The 17,262-nt window shown below is 44.8% G+C and carries 18 protein-coding genes, 2 rRNA genes and 1 riboswitch (1 of these 21 only partly in view); of the genes, 18 read left to right on the forward strand and 2 right to left on the reverse strand.

Going from position 1 to position 17,262, the window contains the following annotated elements; all coding sequences use genetic code 11:
* Both MHH56_RS00060 and rrf read left to right on the forward strand, forming a co-directional pair.
* Positions 1 to 1,488: ribosomal RNA gene (locus MHH56_RS00060) — 23S ribosomal RNA — on the forward strand; it begins 1,445 nt to the left of the window's first position.
* Between the two features lie 99 nt (positions 1,489 to 1,587).
* Positions 1,588 to 1,704: ribosomal RNA gene (gene rrf / locus MHH56_RS00065) — 5S ribosomal RNA — on the forward strand.
* A gap of 111 nt (positions 1,705 to 1,815) precedes the next feature.
* Here the strand turns inward: rrf and MHH56_RS00070 are convergent.
* A complete protein-coding gene (locus tag MHH56_RS00070) occupies positions 1,816 to 2,346 on the reverse strand; it encodes a hypothetical protein (RefSeq protein WP_076271261.1) in 531 nt (176 codons plus the stop codon).
* A gap of 232 nt (positions 2,347 to 2,578) precedes the next feature.
* Here MHH56_RS00070 and MHH56_RS00075 point away from each other — a divergent pair, with 232 nt between their 5' ends.
* The 10 genes from MHH56_RS00075 (at position 2,579) to rsmI (ending at position 10,047) form a co-directional block, all read left to right on the forward strand.
* Complete coding sequence (locus MHH56_RS00075) at positions 2,579 to 2,770, forward strand: sigma factor G inhibitor Gin (protein ID WP_339205847.1); 192 nt, start codon at positions 2,579 to 2,581, stop codon at positions 2,768 to 2,770.
* A 105-nt stretch (positions 2,771 to 2,875) separates the two neighbouring features.
* Positions 2,876 to 4,405: an aminotransferase class I/II-fold pyridoxal phosphate-dependent enzyme gene (locus tag MHH56_RS00080; RefSeq protein WP_339205849.1), complete on the forward strand. Its 1,530-nt coding sequence runs from the start codon at positions 2,876 to 2,878 to the stop codon at positions 4,403 to 4,405.
* A 112-nt stretch (positions 4,406 to 4,517) separates the two neighbouring features.
* Positions 4,518 to 5,174, forward strand: a complete 657-nt coding sequence (tmk, locus tag MHH56_RS00085) for a dTMP kinase (RefSeq protein WP_339205851.1) — start codon at positions 4,518 to 4,520, stop codon at positions 5,172 to 5,174.
* A gap of 127 nt (positions 5,175 to 5,301) precedes the next feature.
* Positions 5,302 to 5,631, forward strand: coding sequence for a cyclic-di-AMP receptor (locus MHH56_RS00090; RefSeq protein ID WP_054025787.1), 330 nt, complete (start codon positions 5,302 to 5,304; stop codon positions 5,629 to 5,631).
* Positions 5,632 to 5,647: 16 nt separating this feature from the next.
* Positions 5,648 to 6,091, forward strand: coding sequence for a YaaR family protein (locus MHH56_RS00095; RefSeq protein WP_076271265.1), 444 nt, complete (start codon positions 5,648 to 5,650; stop codon positions 6,089 to 6,091).
* Positions 6,092 to 6,124: 33 nt separating this feature from the next.
* Positions 6,125 to 7,102, forward strand: coding sequence for a DNA polymerase III subunit delta' (holB, locus tag MHH56_RS00100; protein ID WP_076271266.1), 978 nt, complete (start codon positions 6,125 to 6,127; stop codon positions 7,100 to 7,102).
* A 3-nt stretch (positions 7,103 to 7,105) separates the two neighbouring features.
* On the forward strand, positions 7,106 to 7,909 hold the full coding sequence (locus MHH56_RS00105; RefSeq protein ID WP_053373398.1) for a stage 0 sporulation family protein: 804 nt from the start codon (positions 7,106 to 7,108) through the stop codon (positions 7,907 to 7,909).
* A gap of 62 nt (positions 7,910 to 7,971) precedes the next feature.
* Positions 7,972 to 8,373, forward strand: a complete 402-nt coding sequence (locus tag MHH56_RS00110; protein WP_076271267.1) for a DNA replication initiation control protein YabA — start codon at positions 7,972 to 7,974, stop codon at positions 8,371 to 8,373.
* Between the two features lie 127 nt (positions 8,374 to 8,500).
* On the forward strand, positions 8,501 to 9,169 hold the full coding sequence (locus tag MHH56_RS00115; RefSeq protein WP_076271322.1) for a tRNA1(Val) (adenine(37)-N6)-methyltransferase: 669 nt from the start codon (positions 8,501 to 8,503) through the stop codon (positions 9,167 to 9,169).
* Positions 9,166 to 10,047 carry a 16S rRNA (cytidine(1402)-2'-O)-methyltransferase gene (gene rsmI / locus MHH56_RS00120; protein WP_339205854.1) on the forward strand — a complete coding sequence of 294 codons (882 nt, stop codon included), beginning with the start codon at positions 9,166 to 9,168 and terminating at the stop codon, positions 10,045 to 10,047. The genes MHH56_RS00115 and rsmI overlap by 4 nt, the downstream gene beginning before the upstream one ends.
* Before the next feature lie 132 nt (positions 10,048 to 10,179).
* Here rsmI and MHH56_RS00125 read toward each other — a convergent pair whose 3' ends face one another.
* Positions 10,180 to 10,434: an AbrB/MazE/SpoVT family DNA-binding domain-containing protein gene (locus tag MHH56_RS00125; protein WP_054025791.1), complete on the reverse strand. Its 255-nt coding sequence runs from the start codon at positions 10,432 to 10,434 to the stop codon at positions 10,180 to 10,182.
* 270 nt (positions 10,435 to 10,704) lie between these two features.
* Here MHH56_RS00125 and MHH56_RS00130 point away from each other — a divergent pair, with 270 nt between their 5' ends.
* The 6 genes from MHH56_RS00130 to yabG all read left to right on the forward strand — a co-directional run bounded on the left by MHH56_RS00130 (position 10,705) and on the right by yabG (position 17,112).
* Positions 10,705 to 12,003 carry an HD domain-containing protein gene (locus tag MHH56_RS00130; protein ID WP_339205857.1) on the forward strand — a complete coding sequence of 433 codons (1,299 nt, stop codon included), beginning with the start codon at positions 10,705 to 10,707 and terminating at the stop codon, positions 12,001 to 12,003.
* A 17-nt stretch (positions 12,004 to 12,020) separates the two neighbouring features.
* Positions 12,021 to 12,794, forward strand: a complete 774-nt coding sequence (locus MHH56_RS00135; RefSeq protein WP_076271270.1) for a TatD family hydrolase — start codon at positions 12,021 to 12,023, stop codon at positions 12,792 to 12,794.
* Between the two features lie 184 nt (positions 12,795 to 12,978).
* Positions 12,979 to 13,159: riboswitch (cyclic di-AMP (ydaO/yuaA leader) on the forward strand.
* A 248-nt stretch (positions 13,160 to 13,407) separates the two neighbouring features.
* Positions 13,408 to 14,556, forward strand: coding sequence for a ubiquitin-like domain-containing protein (locus tag MHH56_RS00140; RefSeq protein ID WP_339205860.1), 1,149 nt, complete (start codon positions 13,408 to 13,410; stop codon positions 14,554 to 14,556).
* Between the two features lie 124 nt (positions 14,557 to 14,680).
* A complete protein-coding gene (gene rnmV, locus MHH56_RS00145; protein WP_076271272.1) occupies positions 14,681 to 15,229 on the forward strand; it encodes a ribonuclease M5 in 549 nt (182 codons plus the stop codon).
* 4 nt (positions 15,230 to 15,233) lie between these two features.
* Positions 15,234 to 16,151 carry a 16S rRNA (adenine(1518)-N(6)/adenine(1519)-N(6))-dimethyltransferase RsmA gene (gene rsmA, locus MHH56_RS00150; RefSeq protein WP_076271273.1) on the forward strand — a complete coding sequence of 306 codons (918 nt, stop codon included), beginning with the start codon at positions 15,234 to 15,236 and terminating at the stop codon, positions 16,149 to 16,151.
* A gap of 76 nt (positions 16,152 to 16,227) precedes the next feature.
* Positions 16,228 to 17,112, forward strand: a complete 885-nt coding sequence (gene yabG / locus MHH56_RS00155; RefSeq protein ID WP_076271274.1) for a sporulation peptidase YabG — start codon at positions 16,228 to 16,230, stop codon at positions 17,110 to 17,112.
* Positions 17,113 to 17,262: the final 150 nt, after the last annotated feature.

Raw genomic sequence — 17,262 nt, forward strand, 5'->3', positions numbered from 1 at the left:
CCTGTACCACCGAAGATTGTTTGAGCAATGGGGTGACACAGAAGGGCAGTGACGCGGACTGATGGAATAGTCCGTCCAAGCAGTGAGGCTGATCGATAGGCAAATCCGTCGATCATGAAGGCTGGGCTGTGATGGGGAGCGAAAATTGCAGTAGCGAAGGTCATGTACTCCGGCTGTCAAGAAAAGCCTCTAGTGAGATCTAGGTGCCCGTACCGCAAACCGACACAGGTAGGCGAGCAGAGCATGCTAAGGCGCGCGGAAGAACTCTCGTTAAGGAACTCGGCAAAATGACCCCGTAACTTCGGGAGAAGGGGTGCCTCGGTAGGGTGAATAGCCCGAGGGGGCCGCAGTGAAAAGGCCCAAGCGACTGTTTAGCAAAAACACAGGTCTGTGCGAAGCCGTAAGGCGAAGTATACGGGCTGACGCCTGCCCGGTGCTGGAAGGTTAAGGGGAGCGGTTAGGGGTAACCCGAAGCTGTGAACCGAAGCCCCAGTAAACGGCGGCCGTAACTATAACGGTCCTAAGGTAGCGAAATTCCTTGTCAGGTAAATTCTGACCCGCACGAATGGCGTAACGACTTGGGCGCTGTCTCAACGAGAGATCCGGTGAAATTTTAATACCTGTGAAGATGCAGGTTACCCGCGACAAGACGGAAAGACCCCATGGAGCTTTACTGTAACTTGATATTGAACTTTGGTACGATCTGTACAGGATAGGTGGGAGCCTTTGAAGCATGAGCGCCAGCTTGTGTGGAGGCAACGTTGGGATACCACCCTGATCGTATCGGAGTTCTAACCTAGAACCGTGAAACCGGTTCGGGGACCGTGTCAGGTGGACAGTTTGACTGGGGCGGTCGCCTCCTAAAATGTAACGGAGGCGCCCAAAGGTTCCCTCAGAATGGTTGGAAATCATTCGAAGAGTGCAAAGGCATAAGGGAGCTTGACTGCGAGACCTACAAGTCGAGCAGGTACGAAAGTAGGGCTTAGTGATCCGGTGGTACCGAATGGAAGGGCCATCGCTCAACGGATAAAAGCTACCCTGGGGATAACAGGCTTATCTCCCCCAAGAGTCCACATCGACGGGGAGGTTTGGCACCTCGATGTCGGCTCATCGCATCCTGGGGCTGAAGTAGGTCCCAAGGGTTGGGCTGTTCGCCCATTAAAGCGGTACGCGAGCTGGGTTCAGAACGTCGTGAGACAGTTCGGTCCCTATCTGTCGCGGGCGCAGGAAATTTGAGAGGAGCTGTCCTTAGTACGAGAGGACCGGGATGGACGTACCGCTGGTGTACCAGTTGTTCCGCCAGGAGCACCGCTGGGTAGCCAAGTACGGACGGGATAAGCGCTGAAAGCATCTAAGCGTGAAGCCCCCCTCAAGATGAGATTTCCCAGTATGTAAGACCCCTTGAAGACGACGAGGTTGATAGGTTCGGGGTGGAAGCACAGCAATGTGTGTAGCTGACGAATACTAATCGGTCGAGGGCTTATCCTAAACACGTTTACTGTGACCCATACATCCAGTAGACAGCAGCATAAAGGCTTCAGCAAGCCTAATCTTTCGTATCCAGTTTTCAGCGTGCAACACGCTACGTTTGGTGGCGATGGCGGAGGTGAACCACGCGTTCCCATACCGAACACGACCGTTAAGCCCTTCAGCGCCGATGGTACTTAGACCGCAGGGTCTTGGGAGAGTAGGACGTCGCCAAGCACGAGAGACCTATCGCATGTGATGCGATAGGTTTTTTGTTTCTTCCGTGTCTAATTTAGATTAAAAATTGAGGCCTTAGAACGCTCTGTATGAGCTTCTAAGGCCTCTTTGTTATCTGCGATAATAAGATGCTTCTCTAGACTGAAGCCTAAGTACGCCGTCCTTCTGCTCCTTACGGAAAGAGAAGGACAGAAGCATACGCGGGATCAGCAGCCATAGGTGCCAACTTACAATGCTAATCATCAATGATTCTTTGATCCATGGATATAGAAGCGCAATGGCACAAAGGCCGATCCAGAACATATGACGATGAACTCGGCGAAATAGGAACAGCTTGATATCATTAGCTGGTTTAAATCCAATCCATGGCGGTGTAATACGCCAGACCCATTGCCTATCTGCTGCTTCGTCCACTCGGATAAATGTAAGCAGTATAATCGCGATATGGATGATTTGTACGACTGCAAAGCCGAAAAGCCATGAAAATAGACCATCCATTTCATACATGAGCATTTGGAAAGCCAATAATACGGCTGCAATAAGCAAATGGCTCTGAATAAGCTCAGGGCGAATGATTTTTCGTTTTACAAGCTGATATTGATAAATTGTAGCATTTTGTTGTTCGGATAATTTTTGACGCATATTTACTTTTCCTTTCCTTCTCAGAGATACTGTGACTCTCGTTAACTATATCGGTATTTACAAGCATTCTGTCCATAGCTTTATGAAACATTTTTACATATGCTGTAACCATTAGCCCATACGGGGCATACGATATATAAATATTTGAAATGCGCTATGAAACAAGTATAAATAGATAGACTATGTGTCATAATAATAGTTAATAAGGGACGATCAGAAAGCGGGGATTGTTATGGACGATAATCGCGAGTATCAGTGTATTATTTGTAACGAGGAAAAGGCTGAAGGTCAGGGTATTCGGATAGTGACCGGTTTTATCTGTGATACCTGTGAAGCGGAAATGATAAGAACAGATGTTAAAGATGCCAAATACCCTTTTTTCATTAATCAAATGAAGCAAATATTTTTGGGTAAAAATGCATGAGCGGTTTCTGATTACAGAAGCTGCTCTTTTTTTGTAGTGTTTATTGAATATTATATATAATAGAAATAGGAATGAATGTTTACTGGAGAGGATTGTACTTAAACAATGAAGCCCTTTATTGCTCCGTTATTTGAAGCGCTTGTGAATCATACCCGTACTAAGCCAGTCGGATTTCACGTACCCGGCCATCATGGGGGACAAGCACTTAAGCAACCATCATGGAATGATCAATTAAATGATGATGTAGTCGATTATTTTTATAAAATAATGCAGCTTGATTTAACTGAAATCTCATCAACCGACGATTTGCATCATCCTGTAGCTTCTATTAAAGAAGCACAGCAATTGGCTGCAAAAACATTTGGTTCAGAGGAGACTTACTTTTTGGTTGGAGGAAGCACCTCTGGTAATATGGCGCTGCTGCTCGCTGCATGTGATCCAGATGATATTGTTATCGTTCAACGGAATGTACATAAATCCATTATAAATGGTTTGAAGCTTGCTGGGGCTAAAGCAGTGTTCCTCTCGCCTCAGATTGAACCGTTATCGGGGTTAGCAACGATTCCTTCTGTACAGCAAGTGGAAGAAGCGCTTATTCAATATCCTGATGCAAAAGCTGTCTTTTTGACTAACCCGAATTATTACGGTATTAGTGTGAAACTTAAATCATATGTTGAGACTGTCCATCGGTATAATAAGCCGATTTTCATAGATGAAGCACATGGTGCGCATTATGGCTTGGAGCCAGCTTTTCCGCTGTCGGCAATGTCAGAGGGAGCAGACGGCGTTGTACAGTCAGCGCATAAAACATTGCCGACACTTACGATGGGGGCGCTTCTTCACATTCAAGGCAACAGAATATCAAGGGAATTGCTGCGTCAGTCGCTTGCGATGATTCAAAGCTCAAGCCCGTCGTTTCCGATTTTGGCTTCAATAGATATTTCCCGAGCAATGATTGATGCTTTGGGTACTGATCTTTTTAAACAAAGTCTTGAATCAGCGGCGTTTTTCCGTCAGTGGCTGCATCGTCACTCATCCGTTATACGGGAGATGAAAATCGATGGAAATAGCGAATCAGACTTGCGATCAGATCCGCTGCGACTAGTGTTATACGATTCTAGCGGTAAGCGAACCGGTTATGAGCTGCTGAAGCATATGGAGCAGCATGGCTGTTTTGCTGAGATGGCAGATCCTAAGTATATTGTACTTGTTGTCGGTATTCAGACATCATTAGAGGAGATAAAGAGGCTGCAGGAGGCTGTTGAGGCACTTGAGTCCAATGCTACGACAAATAAAAATTCTGATGGGCTGATGGCTGATGATAAAGAGGGGTGTGCGCTGCCAGCAGCTTCAATAATTACATGCCATGAGAGCCGCTTGATATCAGAGCCTGTTTCGTTTGCGAGATCTAGGTTTAAGAACAAATCAAGTGAGCGAATACAGCTGAAAGATGCTGTACATCATATATCAGCAGAGATGGTCATACCTTATCCGCCTGGCATCGCTATTTTGTATCCAGGAGAGAGAATCACGGCAGAGTTAATTGAGCATATACAACAGCTTGCCGAGATGGGTGCAAAGTTTCAAGGTGCTGCTGATGGAATGATGAATACCATAGCTGTTTACCCTGAATAAGCTGAAAAGCAGAACGATTATGAACTTGAAGTAAATGTTCATTGTACTAGGAGTACCGCTTTGTTAATATAGAAGAAAGTATAGTTAACATAACGTTAGGAGAAGCCTTAGTTTGAAAAAAGGTGTATTCATTACCATAGAAGGCGGCGAAGGAGCCGGCAAATCGACACTGATTGAACAATTGACGAATATAATGCTTCAAAGGGGAAAGTCGATCACGACGACGAGAGAACCAGGAGGCATTCCCATTGCAGAACAGATTCGCGCCGTTATATTGGATCGCGAGAATACTGCAATGGATGCAAGAACAGAAGCACTGCTGTATGCAGCTGCGAGAAGACAGCATTTGGTGGAGAAGGTCGTTCCAGCACTGGAGAAAGGCGAGTTTGTTATTTGTGACCGCTTCGTAGATAGCAGCTTGGCTTATCAAGGTTATGCGCGTGGGCTTGGGATAGATGAGGTCTGGGCCATCAATCAATTCGCGATTAAAGAAGTGATGCCTGATTTGACGATCTACATGGATGTGTCTCCGGAAGTAGGTCTCGGACGTATCGCACAAGCATCAGAGAGAGAAATCAATCGTTTAGACCTAGAGAAGCAGTCTTTCCATGAGAAGGTGCGAGAAGGCTATATGAAGCTGTTGCAGCAGAACCCGGAACGAATCGTGCTTGTAAATGCCGAAAATAGTGCGGATTTGGTGTTTGCTGACGTTTTATCAGCAATTGATGAGCGTTTTGCAGGATTTTTTGCAACCGATGTCAAACTTTAAAGTATAGACGAAATTCTATGCATCAAGAGATTTGTCGTTATGGGGCTTGAGATTCAACAAATGGTTTAATGGTTAAAATTGCAAGTTATTAATAACCTATTCTAATAGTAGTCAAGGGGGAATGAAGATGAAATTAGTAATCGCGGTTATTCAAGATAAGGATAGCAACAGACTGTCAAATGCACTTGTTCGTGAAGGGTTTAGAGCAACGAAGCTGGCAAGTACGGGTGGATTTCTAAGAGCAGGCAATACTACCTTTATGATTGGTATTGAGGACGAGAGAGTACATGAGGTTCTTCAAGTCATTAATGCAAATTGCAAAGTAAGAGACCAATTGGTTACTCCTGTATCACCGATGGGCGGATCAACAGATTCCTATATTCCTTTCCCTGTTGAAGTACAGGTTGGTGGAGCAGCTGTATTCGTAATGCCTGTTGAACGATTTGAGCATTTCTGAATGGGCGTGATATAGGGTGAAAATTGATCAAGGCTTTCGACCATTGGGACAAAACCGTACAAACAACGAAGCCACAAACAAACAGATACAGCCAAGAAGCTTTGCTGATGTGATGGTTCAGCAGGATGCTGATCGCACACAAGAGCAGCTTCAACTGAAGCTGCAGGACATTCATAGACAAGGTGATCGACTTGCTAGAGTGATGACTGTCCGTGAATTGAAAATTTATCGTCAAATGATCAAGCAATTTTTGGAGGACACCATCCGGCGCGGCGTTGTGCTGAAGGAAGTCAAAGGCTTCGATCGCAGAGGACGAATTAAACGATATAAACTGCTGGATGAGATCGATGCGACACTCGTCTCCATGGCTGAGGATTTACTCGACAGTGAGCAAGGAAGAATTGACTTGCTTAACAGGATCGGTGAGATACGAGGCCTTCTTATTAATTTATTGTTTTGATGATAAGAGAGCAGGGAAAGGTAAGGAATGGCGATGAGCTTCGAAAATATTCCGGGGCAATGGAAAGCGCAGCGGATTTTGACCCATGCTTTGCAGAGCGGTAAAATTTCTCATGCCTATTTATTTAATGGTCCTTCAGGTACGGGAAGAATGGCGATGGCTCGCGAATTTTCAAAGGCATTGTTCTGTACGGCAGGTATTGCCGCTGCTTGCGGGGAATGCTTGGAGTGCAGAAAATTTGAACATGGCAATCAGACAGACTTAACGACGATAGCGCCAGATGGCCAGTCCATAAAAATTGATCAAATTCGCGAGCTGCAGCGGGACTTTTCTTATCGCAATAGCGGGACGAAGCGCAAAGTGTATATGATAGAGCAAGCTGACAAAATGACGCTGCAGGCTGCGAATAGTTTACTGAAATTTTTGGAAGAACCGTTGTCGCCAGTTGTTGCTATTCTGATTACGGATAATGGACAAGCTGTTCTTCCTACTATTCGTTCTCGTACGCAGTGGGTGCCTTTCCTGCCGATGTCGCCTGAGATTATGCTGCAAACTCTTATTGCTGAGGGTGCTCCATCTATTTTAGCCCGAACCGTTGTTCAATTAACATCAGGTTTAGACGGTGCAAGACAATTTCTCCAGCAGAATCAGTTTGCAGAAATCAGAACCCTAGTGATACAATTAGGCAAGGAGAGTTTGACCCGATTCACCGCGGCGATGATCACTGCTGGACAACAGCTATTTAAAACAGATTTGGTAGAGCATACGCAACTGCTGTTGTCGTTATTAGTTATATGGTTTAAAGATTTGATACAGTTCCAGGCCGGCAGGCAGGACAACATCGTTTTTATAGATCAGTTGGATTGGATAAGTAAACATGCATTTAATCGTTCGTTCGCAGGTTGGGTGTCCTGCATCGAGCATACGTTAGAAGCGAGTAAGCGTATGCGAGCGAATGTTACGCCTCAGCTCGCATTTGAGCAACTATTGGTAAACTTACAGGAGGGCTAATTCTTGTATAATGTCATCGGCGTCCGCTTCAAGAAAGCGGGCAAGATCTATTACTTTGATCCGGTTGAGCATCCCGTGGATAAGGAACAACATGTTATTGTTGAAACAGCACGCGGAATCGAATACGGTAAAGTGGTGGTGGGACAGAAGCAAGTCGGTGAATCGGATGTTGTTCTTCCTCTTAAGAAAGTGATACGTATTGCAAGCGATGTGGATGCAAAAGTTGTTGAAGAAAATCGCGCCGCAGCCAAAAATGCGTTTTCTACTTGTCTTGAAAAAATTAAAGGTCATCAGCTTCGCATGAAGTTAGTTGACGTTGAGTTTACGTTTGACCGTAACAAAATTATTTTTTATTTTACGGCAGAAGGCCGAGTTGACTTTCGCGAGCTAGTAAAAGATTTAGCCAGCGTATTTCGAACTCGGATTGAACTCAGGCAAATCGGAGTTCGGGACGAAGCAAAGATGCTCGGTGGTATTGGTCCATGTGGACGAGTGCTTTGCTGCTCCTCTTGGCTGGGTGACTTTGAGCCCGTATCGATCAAGATGGCCAAGGATCAGAACTTATCGCTTAATCCGACAAAAATTTCTGGATTATGCGGTCGTCTCATGTGCTGTCTGAAATATGAGCATGACAATTACGAAAGCATTCGAGAAGAACTTCCGGCAATTGGAAAATTCGTAGTCACCTCATATGGTGAAGGCAAGGTAACTGGTATTAATACATCCACCAAAAGTGTGTATGTGCAATTATTTGATACACCAGGTAAACCGAAAGAACTGTCGATGGATGATGTCGTCATCAAATAAGCGGCAGAGTGCGATTCTCACGGGTGAGGTTACACTCACGCTTGAAGCTCTGGGGTGGGAACTTGGAGAAGAACAATATTTTTGCGAAAATGGATGAGCTGGATAACCAAGTAGGTGTGTTCCATAAGGAGCTTACGGACTTGAAGCAGAAGGTAAAAGAGCTGCTCGAGGATAATAAGCGTCTAAGTGAGGAGAACAACCAGCTGCGTCAGTTGTTTAAGAGAGAGGCTGAGCTAGAGCATGAAGTTGTTGCAGCTCCAGCCAAAGGAATTAAACCGGGAGTAAGCAAAGAGGAACAGGTCATCACTGACCATGCATTCGCGGAAGCGGGAGCAGCAATTGGTGAAGGCCATGACAACTTAACTCGGTTGTATCACGAAGGATTCCACATATGCAACGTTTATTACGGGCATTTGCGGACGGAAGGCGACTGTTTATTCTGTCTATCCTTTCTTAATAAATAGTGGAATCCGTACGACATGCCGCCCTTGCCGCAAGGGGCGGTATTTTTATTAAATATACAATCAAGGAGCGGCCCAAATCGTGTCGGAACATATAACCTTAGCAGAAAACGAACGTCTCGATGATCTTATGACAGAAAATGGTTTGAAAATTATACAAAGCCGGGAAGTGTTCAGCTTTTCACTTGATGCCGTATTATTGTCACGGTTTGCAAGTGTGCCAAAGCACGGGCGAATTGCTGATTTATGTACGGGTAATGGAGTTATACCGATGCTTCTTACAACGAGAACAAATGCGCAAATTGATGCGGTTGAGATTCAACCAAGATTGGCGGATATGGCTAGAAGAAGCGTGATGCTGAATAAGCTGACGGAGCAAATAAACGTTATTGAGCAGGATTTGAAATTGTATCCTAAGATTGCGGGTAACGGGGTATATGATGCGATAACGGTAAACCCGCCTTATATGCCAATAACAGCAGGTGAACAAAACGAAAACGAACACTATGCGATCGCAAGGCATGAGATTCATTGTACGCTGGATGATGTCGCTGAAGCATGTTCTAGGCTGGTGCGCCCTGGCGGCAAGGTTTCGATGGTTCATCGCCCTTCGCGTCTGCTTGATATTGTGGAAACGATGCGTAAATGGAGACTTGAGCCGAAGCGGATTCAATTTGTGCATCCTCATGCAAATGCAGAAGCAAACATGGTATTAATAGAAGCAATGCGTGATGGGAAGCCTGACATCAAGCTTCTTCCGCCAATAATGGTATATGAGAATGGGGTGCAGATCGTTTGAATATACAAAAAAGCTTTGCCGATGCTTCCAAAGAAAATGTTGGAAGCCTTTATTTGGTCGCGACACCAATTGGAAATTTAGAAGATATGACATTCCGTGCGATTCGTACATTGAAGGAAGTACAGCTTATCGCTGCTGAAGATACGAGGCAAACACGGAAGCTGCTTACACATTTCGAGATTGGAACTCGTATTGTCAGCTATCATGAGCACAATAAACAAGCCAGCGGCCCTGAGCTGATCAGATTGCTTCTAGAAGGGCAATCCATCGCATTAGTTAGTGATGCGGGTCTGCCGGCTATTTCTGATCCAGGTGCGGATCTGGTGAAGGACGCTATTGAAAATGGTATTTCCGTTATTCCTATTCCAGGAGCGAATGCAGCATTGTCTGCACTTATTATATCGGGTCTGCCTACGGACCGATTTTTGTTTGCTGGATTTCCGCCGCGCGAGCGAAAGTCATTAATGAAATGGCTGCTCGATATGCAAGCACAGAAAGGGACCCTGCTTTTCTACGAGTCACCCCATCGTATAAACAAAACACTTGATGCACTTCAGGAATGTCTCGGCGATCGCCAAATAGCATGTATCAGAGAACTGACAAAACGCCATGAAGAAGCGGTCCGCGGCCGAATTTCAGAATGTATAGCATGGTTTGAGGAGCATCCGCCACTCGGAGAATTTTGTGTTGTGGTGGAAGGATCAGAGGGTGAAGGGGCAAGTGAGCTGCCAGCGGCAGATATTTGGTGGTCTGAGCTTGATCTTGCTGCCCATGTTGCTCATTATGAGGAACAATTTGATCGTAAGGAAGCCATTAAGAAGGTTGCGCTCGATCGAGGTTTGCCTAAACGCGAAGTATATAATGAAGTAAATAGATAGATGATTATCATATATGTGAAATAGTAGACAAAAAAAAGACCTTCCTGGCCGGGTTCAAGCGCAGGAAGGTATCAAGGAGTATAAAAAAGGTTAGAATTAACAAGTTAATAAGTACAGTATAACTTATTTTTTTTATTTTGTCACAGGTGTTGGCATTTCTGACAAACAAACATGACAAACAATTTTTCCTTTGAAATAAGATACGTTTTCTGCGTTGCCACAGAAGATACATGCAGGCTCATATTTCTTAAGCATGATGCGCTCGCCATCTACGTAGATTTCAAGAGCATCTTTCTCGCCTATTCCAAGTGTACGGCGCAATTCGATCGGTATAACGACGCGTCCTAGCTCATCAACCTTACGAACAATACCAGTAGATTTCATCATAATCTATTATTGCCCCTCTCAAAATACGTTTCGTCATCGTTCGACATAGTTTTTGCTTTTATGATTACTATAATACCAACGATTACCATAATAGTCAACCAGGAATATTCCCCGGATAGCTGAATTCACAAGTATTTGACTAGTTAGTACGGTCATATTACTCTGTAATAGAATACAACAGCTTCGACAATTTGGAAACTAATTTCCGACACTATTCGACATGAAAATCATTTTTTGTGTCGAAAATATGAACAAAGGAGATGAGAGACTATGAAAAAACAGCTGACCGAAGAGAAAGTTTTTAAGGATCCTGTTCATCATTATATATATGTACAAGACCAAACGATTTGGGATTTGATCAATACAAAAGAGTTTCAAAGACTGCGCCGGATACGACAGCTAGGAACCTCCTATTTGACCTTCCATGGAGCAGAGCACAGTCGGTTTTCACATTCACTTGGCGTATATGAAATTACTCGAAAAATTATTTCTCAGTTTGAACGAAACAGCTATCCTGACTGGCCAGTCGAAGAAAAGCTAGTCTCGCTTTGTGCTGCTTTATTGCATGATGTTGGTCATGGTCCGTTCTCGCACTCCTTGGAAGAAGTATTCGACACGGATCACGAAGAGTGGACATGTAACATCATTTTGGGAGATACAGAAATCAATCGCGTGCTAAGTGCTGTATCGGAGCAGTTTCCTGCTCAGGTCGCTGCAGTCATACAAAAAAAATATCCAAAGCCGATTGTTGTTAGTTTGATTTCAAGCCAAATGGATGCTGATCGGATGGATTATTTGCTCCGAGACGCGTATTTTACAGGTGTTAACTATGGAACATTTGATTTAGAGCGCATTTTGCGCGTATTGCGTCCTTATAAAGGGCAAATTGTAGTTAAAGAGAGCGGTATGCACGCAGTTGAACATTATTTGATGTCTCGTTATCAAATGTATTGGCAAATTTACTTCCATCCGGTTACAAGAAGCTCGGAAATTATTCTACGTCAAATATTTCGTAGAGCACAGGAGCTTTACGTGGGTGGCTACTCCTTTCAGTGGATGCCTAAGCAGCTGAAATGCTTGCTTCAGAACACGATGACGGTGCACGACTATCTGAAGCTGGATGAAGCACTCGTTCAGACCGCTTTCGCAGAGTGGGCGGAGGAGCATGATCCTATTTTAAGCGATCTATGTGAACGATTTCTGAACAGGCATTTATATAAGTACATTACGCTTGAAAACCCGGATGAAGAGCTGCTAAATGAGATTAGCGAATGTTTCTCTTCTATAGGAATGAATCCGGATTATCATATGGAAATCGATTTTCCATTTGACCTGCCGTATGACGTATATCGACCAGATAAAAAAGAAGGAGAAAAGAAAGAAAAAGCGCCGATTTTGTTGTTAGATGGTTTGGAAGATATAAGCGAAATATCCTCTAAATCCGACATTGTTCGTTCTATTACTGGCCTGCATCAAGGACAATATCATCTTTATTATCCAGAAGAGCCGCTCAAACAAAATATTCATCGATTGCCGGAATCACTTCGTAAGCTTTTCAAACTAGATTGAAGGAGCATAACATCAACATGACATTACTTTTTGATACACATACCCATTTAGATTCGGAAAAATTTGATGAGGATCGCGACGAGGTCATCCAGCGTGCGAAGGATGCAGGCGTGCATATGCTTGTCAATATTGGTTTTAACCGTGAAACGATCCCTACAACGATGGCGCTAGCAGAGAAATATGATTTTATATACGCAGCAGTTGGTTGGCATCCAGTTGACAGTATAGATATGCTTCCAGAGGATTTGGAATGGATTGAACGTCTATGCGCGCATGAGAAGGTTGTCGCCATTGGTGAGATTGGACTCGATTATCACTGGGATACTTCTCCAAAAGAGGTACAACAAAGGGTTTTTCGTGAGCAAATTCGTCTTGCTCGTAAGGTGGGCAAGCCAATTGTCATTCATAATCGGGATGCTCATGAGGACATTATTCGTATTCTTCAGGAAGAGAATGCAGCAGAGGTTGGCGGTGTCATGCATTGCTTCTCCGGCAGCTGGGAAACGGCTAAACAATGTCTTGATATGAACTTCTATATATCATTTGGAGGACCCGTTACTTTCAAAAATGCAAGGGTGCCAAAAGAGGTGCTTAAGCAGGTTCCGATCGACCGAATTTTGATCGAAACTGATGCTCCATATTTAACTCCTCACCCGTTCAGAGGGAAGCGAAATGAGTCCTCTTACGTCTCTTTAGTTGCAGAGACAGCAGCCGAATTATTGGGCAAAACGGTAGAAGAAATAGGCGTAATTACGACTGAAAACGGTCGAAGATGTTTTGGTATTGTCTAAAAACGAGAGGAATAATGAGAAATAGAGACCTTTATCGCGTAAAAACTAATTTTTATAGCGATAATCGCTTATTTTTTCCTGCTTTATCCTGCTTTTTCGCTTAAATCGTCTTTTATCGTATCTTTACAATTGACCTCGTATGAAGGTATGATTCATCTCAGAGCAATAAAATTTTGTATTGGATTTCCAGTTTACGCTTAATCTCCATTCGGAGAGCGGGGGAACCATGTACGGTTTTTGAAACCGTATTTTGAATTCTTCAGGGGTGAATTTCGAAGCCATTGCCATGAGCATTGTGTAACGAATAGGGCGACTCTCTTGTCCGAATCCGTCAGCTAACCTCGCAAGCGTTATAGAGAGTGATCAACCTCGTGCATCCATTTTTCTGTATCCCAGTGAATCATTTAACCGGGAAGCCACGAAACAGATCCTCTGTCGACGGCTTCTTTTTATTTTCGAATAATCGGGAATTTGTCGACATAGGGATAAAAGATGGGGGTGGGAGGATCGATAGCAGTACTGGATTGCGTGCTCGCACGCCAATATACTATAGTCGCGTCAGTTGTATCATGCGTAACACTTGGCGGCGGGGCTATGAAGGAGGACCGATGAAGTGGGAATACTCCAGGTTAAGGACACCCATGGGAAACGATCATCCAGCATGTCTTTCGCATTGCGATGGAAGCGTGAAAACTTGCGTTTGATTCTTTTGAGTGCTACTATCTCAATCGCTATGACTTTCATGTTTTTGGTGTTGTTGTACGGAACGGCTGTCAAAAGCGTCTCCGTAGTAGTGAACGGACAAGAAACCATTGTGGAAACGAAGCAATGGGTCCTGCAACGCCTACTGGATGAACAAGCTATCGCAATTGGACCACATGATGAGGTGTCCATACCGCTTAATGCGGCAATAAAGGACGGAGATCGTATAGAGGTGACTCATGCGATACCGGTAATTGTGAAGGCTGATGGCAAGACCTCTACTGTATATACGACAGAGAGAACAGTGCAGGCAGCGATCGAGGAATTACATATTCCAGTTCGTGGTCAAGATAAAGTAATACCTCCGCTTCATACCGTTTTGGACAACGAAATGACTGTAACCGTCGTTCGCGTAGATAAGAAGGTAGCTGAGACAGAGCGTGCAATGCCATTCTCTATTGTGAAGAAGAACGATCCAACGCTGGAAGCGGGCAAGCAGAAGCTTGTTCAACCCGGCAAGGAAGGTCTGATCGTAGAGAGTATCGAGAAGCAGTACGAGGATGGAATTCTTATATCGAAGAAGATGGTCAGCAAGGTGGTTGAAACCGCTGCGGTTAATCAGGTTGTCGCCATCGGAACGAAGAAGGAAGAGCCTAAAGTATCTGTGCTCTCGAACAAGAGCCCGAGCTTTACTTCGCTTACGAAGAGCGGTGTAACGTTTAAGGCTAGAAAAGTACTTAAAAATGTCACGTTGACTGCTTATTCTGCAGACCTCTCTTCAACAGGCAAAGATGAAAGCCATCCGGAATACGGGATTACATCATCAGGCACTCGGGTGCAAGAGGGTCGGACGATAGCTGTTGATCCGAAGGTAATTCCCATCGGTTGGTGGGTTTATATTGAAGGAATCGGTTTCCGCCGCGCTGAGGATAAAGGAAGTGCGGTTAAAGGCAACAAAATCGACGTATACTTTGATAGTACAAAGATTGCGAACAAATTCGGCAGGAAAAAAGGCATCACCGTATATGTGCTGGGGCCGAATAAACCAACTGCAAGCTAATTGTGCGGTTACCATCATCTTATCGCAATAATCAATTAAATATGCCATCATAAGGAGAGGCACTGCCTCTTCTTTTTGCATGTCTAAGGGTCAAATACAGTTTATGTAGAAGGGGATGATCTTGGTGATCAAAGAGATCATTGTCGTTGAAGGCAAAGACGATACCGTTGCAATAAAAAGGGCGGTAGATGCAGATACCATAGAGACGAATGGTTCCGCTATCGGTGAGGATGTATTGAAGAGGATTGCGCTGGCCAATGAGCGTCGCGGCGTTATTATATTCACTGACCCTGATCATGCAGGAGAACGCATTCGCAAAATTGTTGCACGTCATGCGCCAGGATGCAAGCATGCTTTTTTGCCGCAGGAGAAGGCTTTGTACAAAGGGGACATCGGCATCGAAAATGCGAGTCCTGAAGCTATTCGTGCGGCGCTCTCTGAGCTCCGTACAGAATCGGCAGATGAAGCGGGAGAAATTAGCTGGGAAGACTTAATGGATGCAGGTCTGATTGTACATCCTGATGCGTCTAATCGTCGCTTGGTTATAGGCAAGCTGCTCGGAATTGGTTATGCGAATGGCAAGCAGTTCTATAAGCGCTGTACAAGCTTTCGGATTTCCAAAGCAGAGTTTACGGAAGCTTTCCGTCAAATGGAAAAGGAACTGGAGGGATAGCTGAATGAGTCAAGAGCATAGTGAGCTTAGCAAGGAAACGGTAAAGCCATCCGCGATAGAGGTGGCTACGCCCAAACGCACCAAAGAAATCATTGCGAAATACGGTTTTTCCTTCAAAAAGAGTTTGGGACAAAACTTTCTGATCGATCAAAATATATTAAATAACATCGTAGCGGCAGCTGAGCTTGATGAAACGAAGGGCGCGCTTGAAATCGGCCCCGGTATTGGCGCGCTCACACAGCGGCTTGCCAAAGCGGCTGGTAAGGTGACGGCTGTCGAAATCGACAATAGGCTCATTCCGATTTTGAAGGATGTGCTGGAGGGCGAGGAGCATACAACCGTCATTCATGGCGATGTGCTTAAGCTTGATTTGAAGAAGCTGTTCGAAGAGCAGTTTGCGGACGTAACAGGTGTAAGTGTTGTTGCCAACTTGCCTTATTATGTGACAACGCCAATTCTTATGAAGCTGCTTGAAGAGAAGCTGCCGCTTGAGCATATCGTCGTCATGATTCAGAAGGAAGTCGCGGAGCGGATGGCAGCGAAGCCAGGCGGCAAGGAATATGGCAGCCTCAGTGTAGCCGTTCAATATTACTGCGTGCCTAAGGTTGTCTGCATGGTGCCTCATACGGTGTTTATACCGCAGCCAAATGTAGATTCAGCCGTTATTAAGCTGTCATTGCGTGACAAGCCAGCTGTTGATGTACCCGATGAGGATCATTTCTTTAAAGTGGTGCAAGCCAGCTTTGCACAGCGACGGAAGACACTGGCGAATAATCTAACTGCATTCGTGGGCAAGGAGCGCCGCGAAGCATTAACGGAAATGCTTTTAAGCAACGATATTGACCCTATAAGACGCGGTGAGACGTTGTCGCTCGAGGAATTTGCGCGGATTAGCCGCAGCATGCTGGAGGCCGGCTGGTAGAGCTAGGCCGTTTCATCATAAAATACTCACCATTCGCACGCTCTGCCCATAGGATAGACGAAGAGGTGATTTACCCATGAAGCAAGGGGACCTGGTCGTCCGCAAATCGTATGGCGGTGACGTGCTGTTCAAGGTTGAGGCTATTCGTACACATACTGCCGTTCTGAAAGGCACGGATTACCGATTGCTTGCGGATGCTCCGATTCCTGATTTGTCGGTCATACGCGATCCAGAAACGACAAGTGCGGTGCAAGAAGTTCGAATTAAAGTGAATGATTCATTAAGACGCATGCATTCTGAACGGGAACGTCAAGCGGTTGAGAATGAGGAGCATATTCGGCATGCGCTGCAGCAGACTCAACCATTCTTTGAAGTGCCAGGAAAGGTACTTCACCTTGATGGTGATAGTAATTATTTGAAGAAGAGCATGCAGCTGTACAATACGATGCAAGTTCCTTCCCACGGTCTCCATGTGCATGAGTCTCAGATGGCTGATGTGCTTTACCGTCTGCTGCCCCAAATTCAACCGGATATTGTCGTAATAACAGGTCATGATGGCGTACTGAAAAGCCGTTTGCCCATGGATCTGTACAGTTTAAGCAGCTATAAAAACTCACAACATTTCGTTAATGCCGTACGCGTCGCTAGAGAATATGAGAGAAGCCGTGACGGGTTGATCGTTATTGCAGGTGCTTGCCAATCCCATTTCGAAGCTTTGCTGCAAGTGGGCTCAAACTTTGCAAGCTCGCCAGGACGAATATTGATTCATGCGCTCGATCCTGTTTATATAGCGATTAAAGCAAGCTATACATCCATAAAAGACACGATTAACTTAGCAGATGTCATTCATGGTACGATAAGCGGAATTGACGGCGTGGGCGGTATTGAGACAATGGGCAGCTTCCGTGTAGGTCTGCCAAAGCCAAAAATTACGTCACCGAACTCTGTATTAAAGCAGTAACAGATAACGATATGTTCTGAAGGGATGAATAGAGACTATTTTCAGGCTGAAAATAGTCTAATCAAACATGTCCTTTTCGCCACAATTTTGTATCAAATGTTACGTTTAAATTGAATCAACTTCTTAATATGTATATTTTTTGCTTCGTTA

It is taken from the genome of Paenibacillus sp. FSL K6-3182 (genome assembly GCF_037976325.1).
In the GTDB taxonomy this organism is placed as follows: Bacteria; Bacillota; Bacilli; order Paenibacillales; family Paenibacillaceae; genus Pristimantibacillus.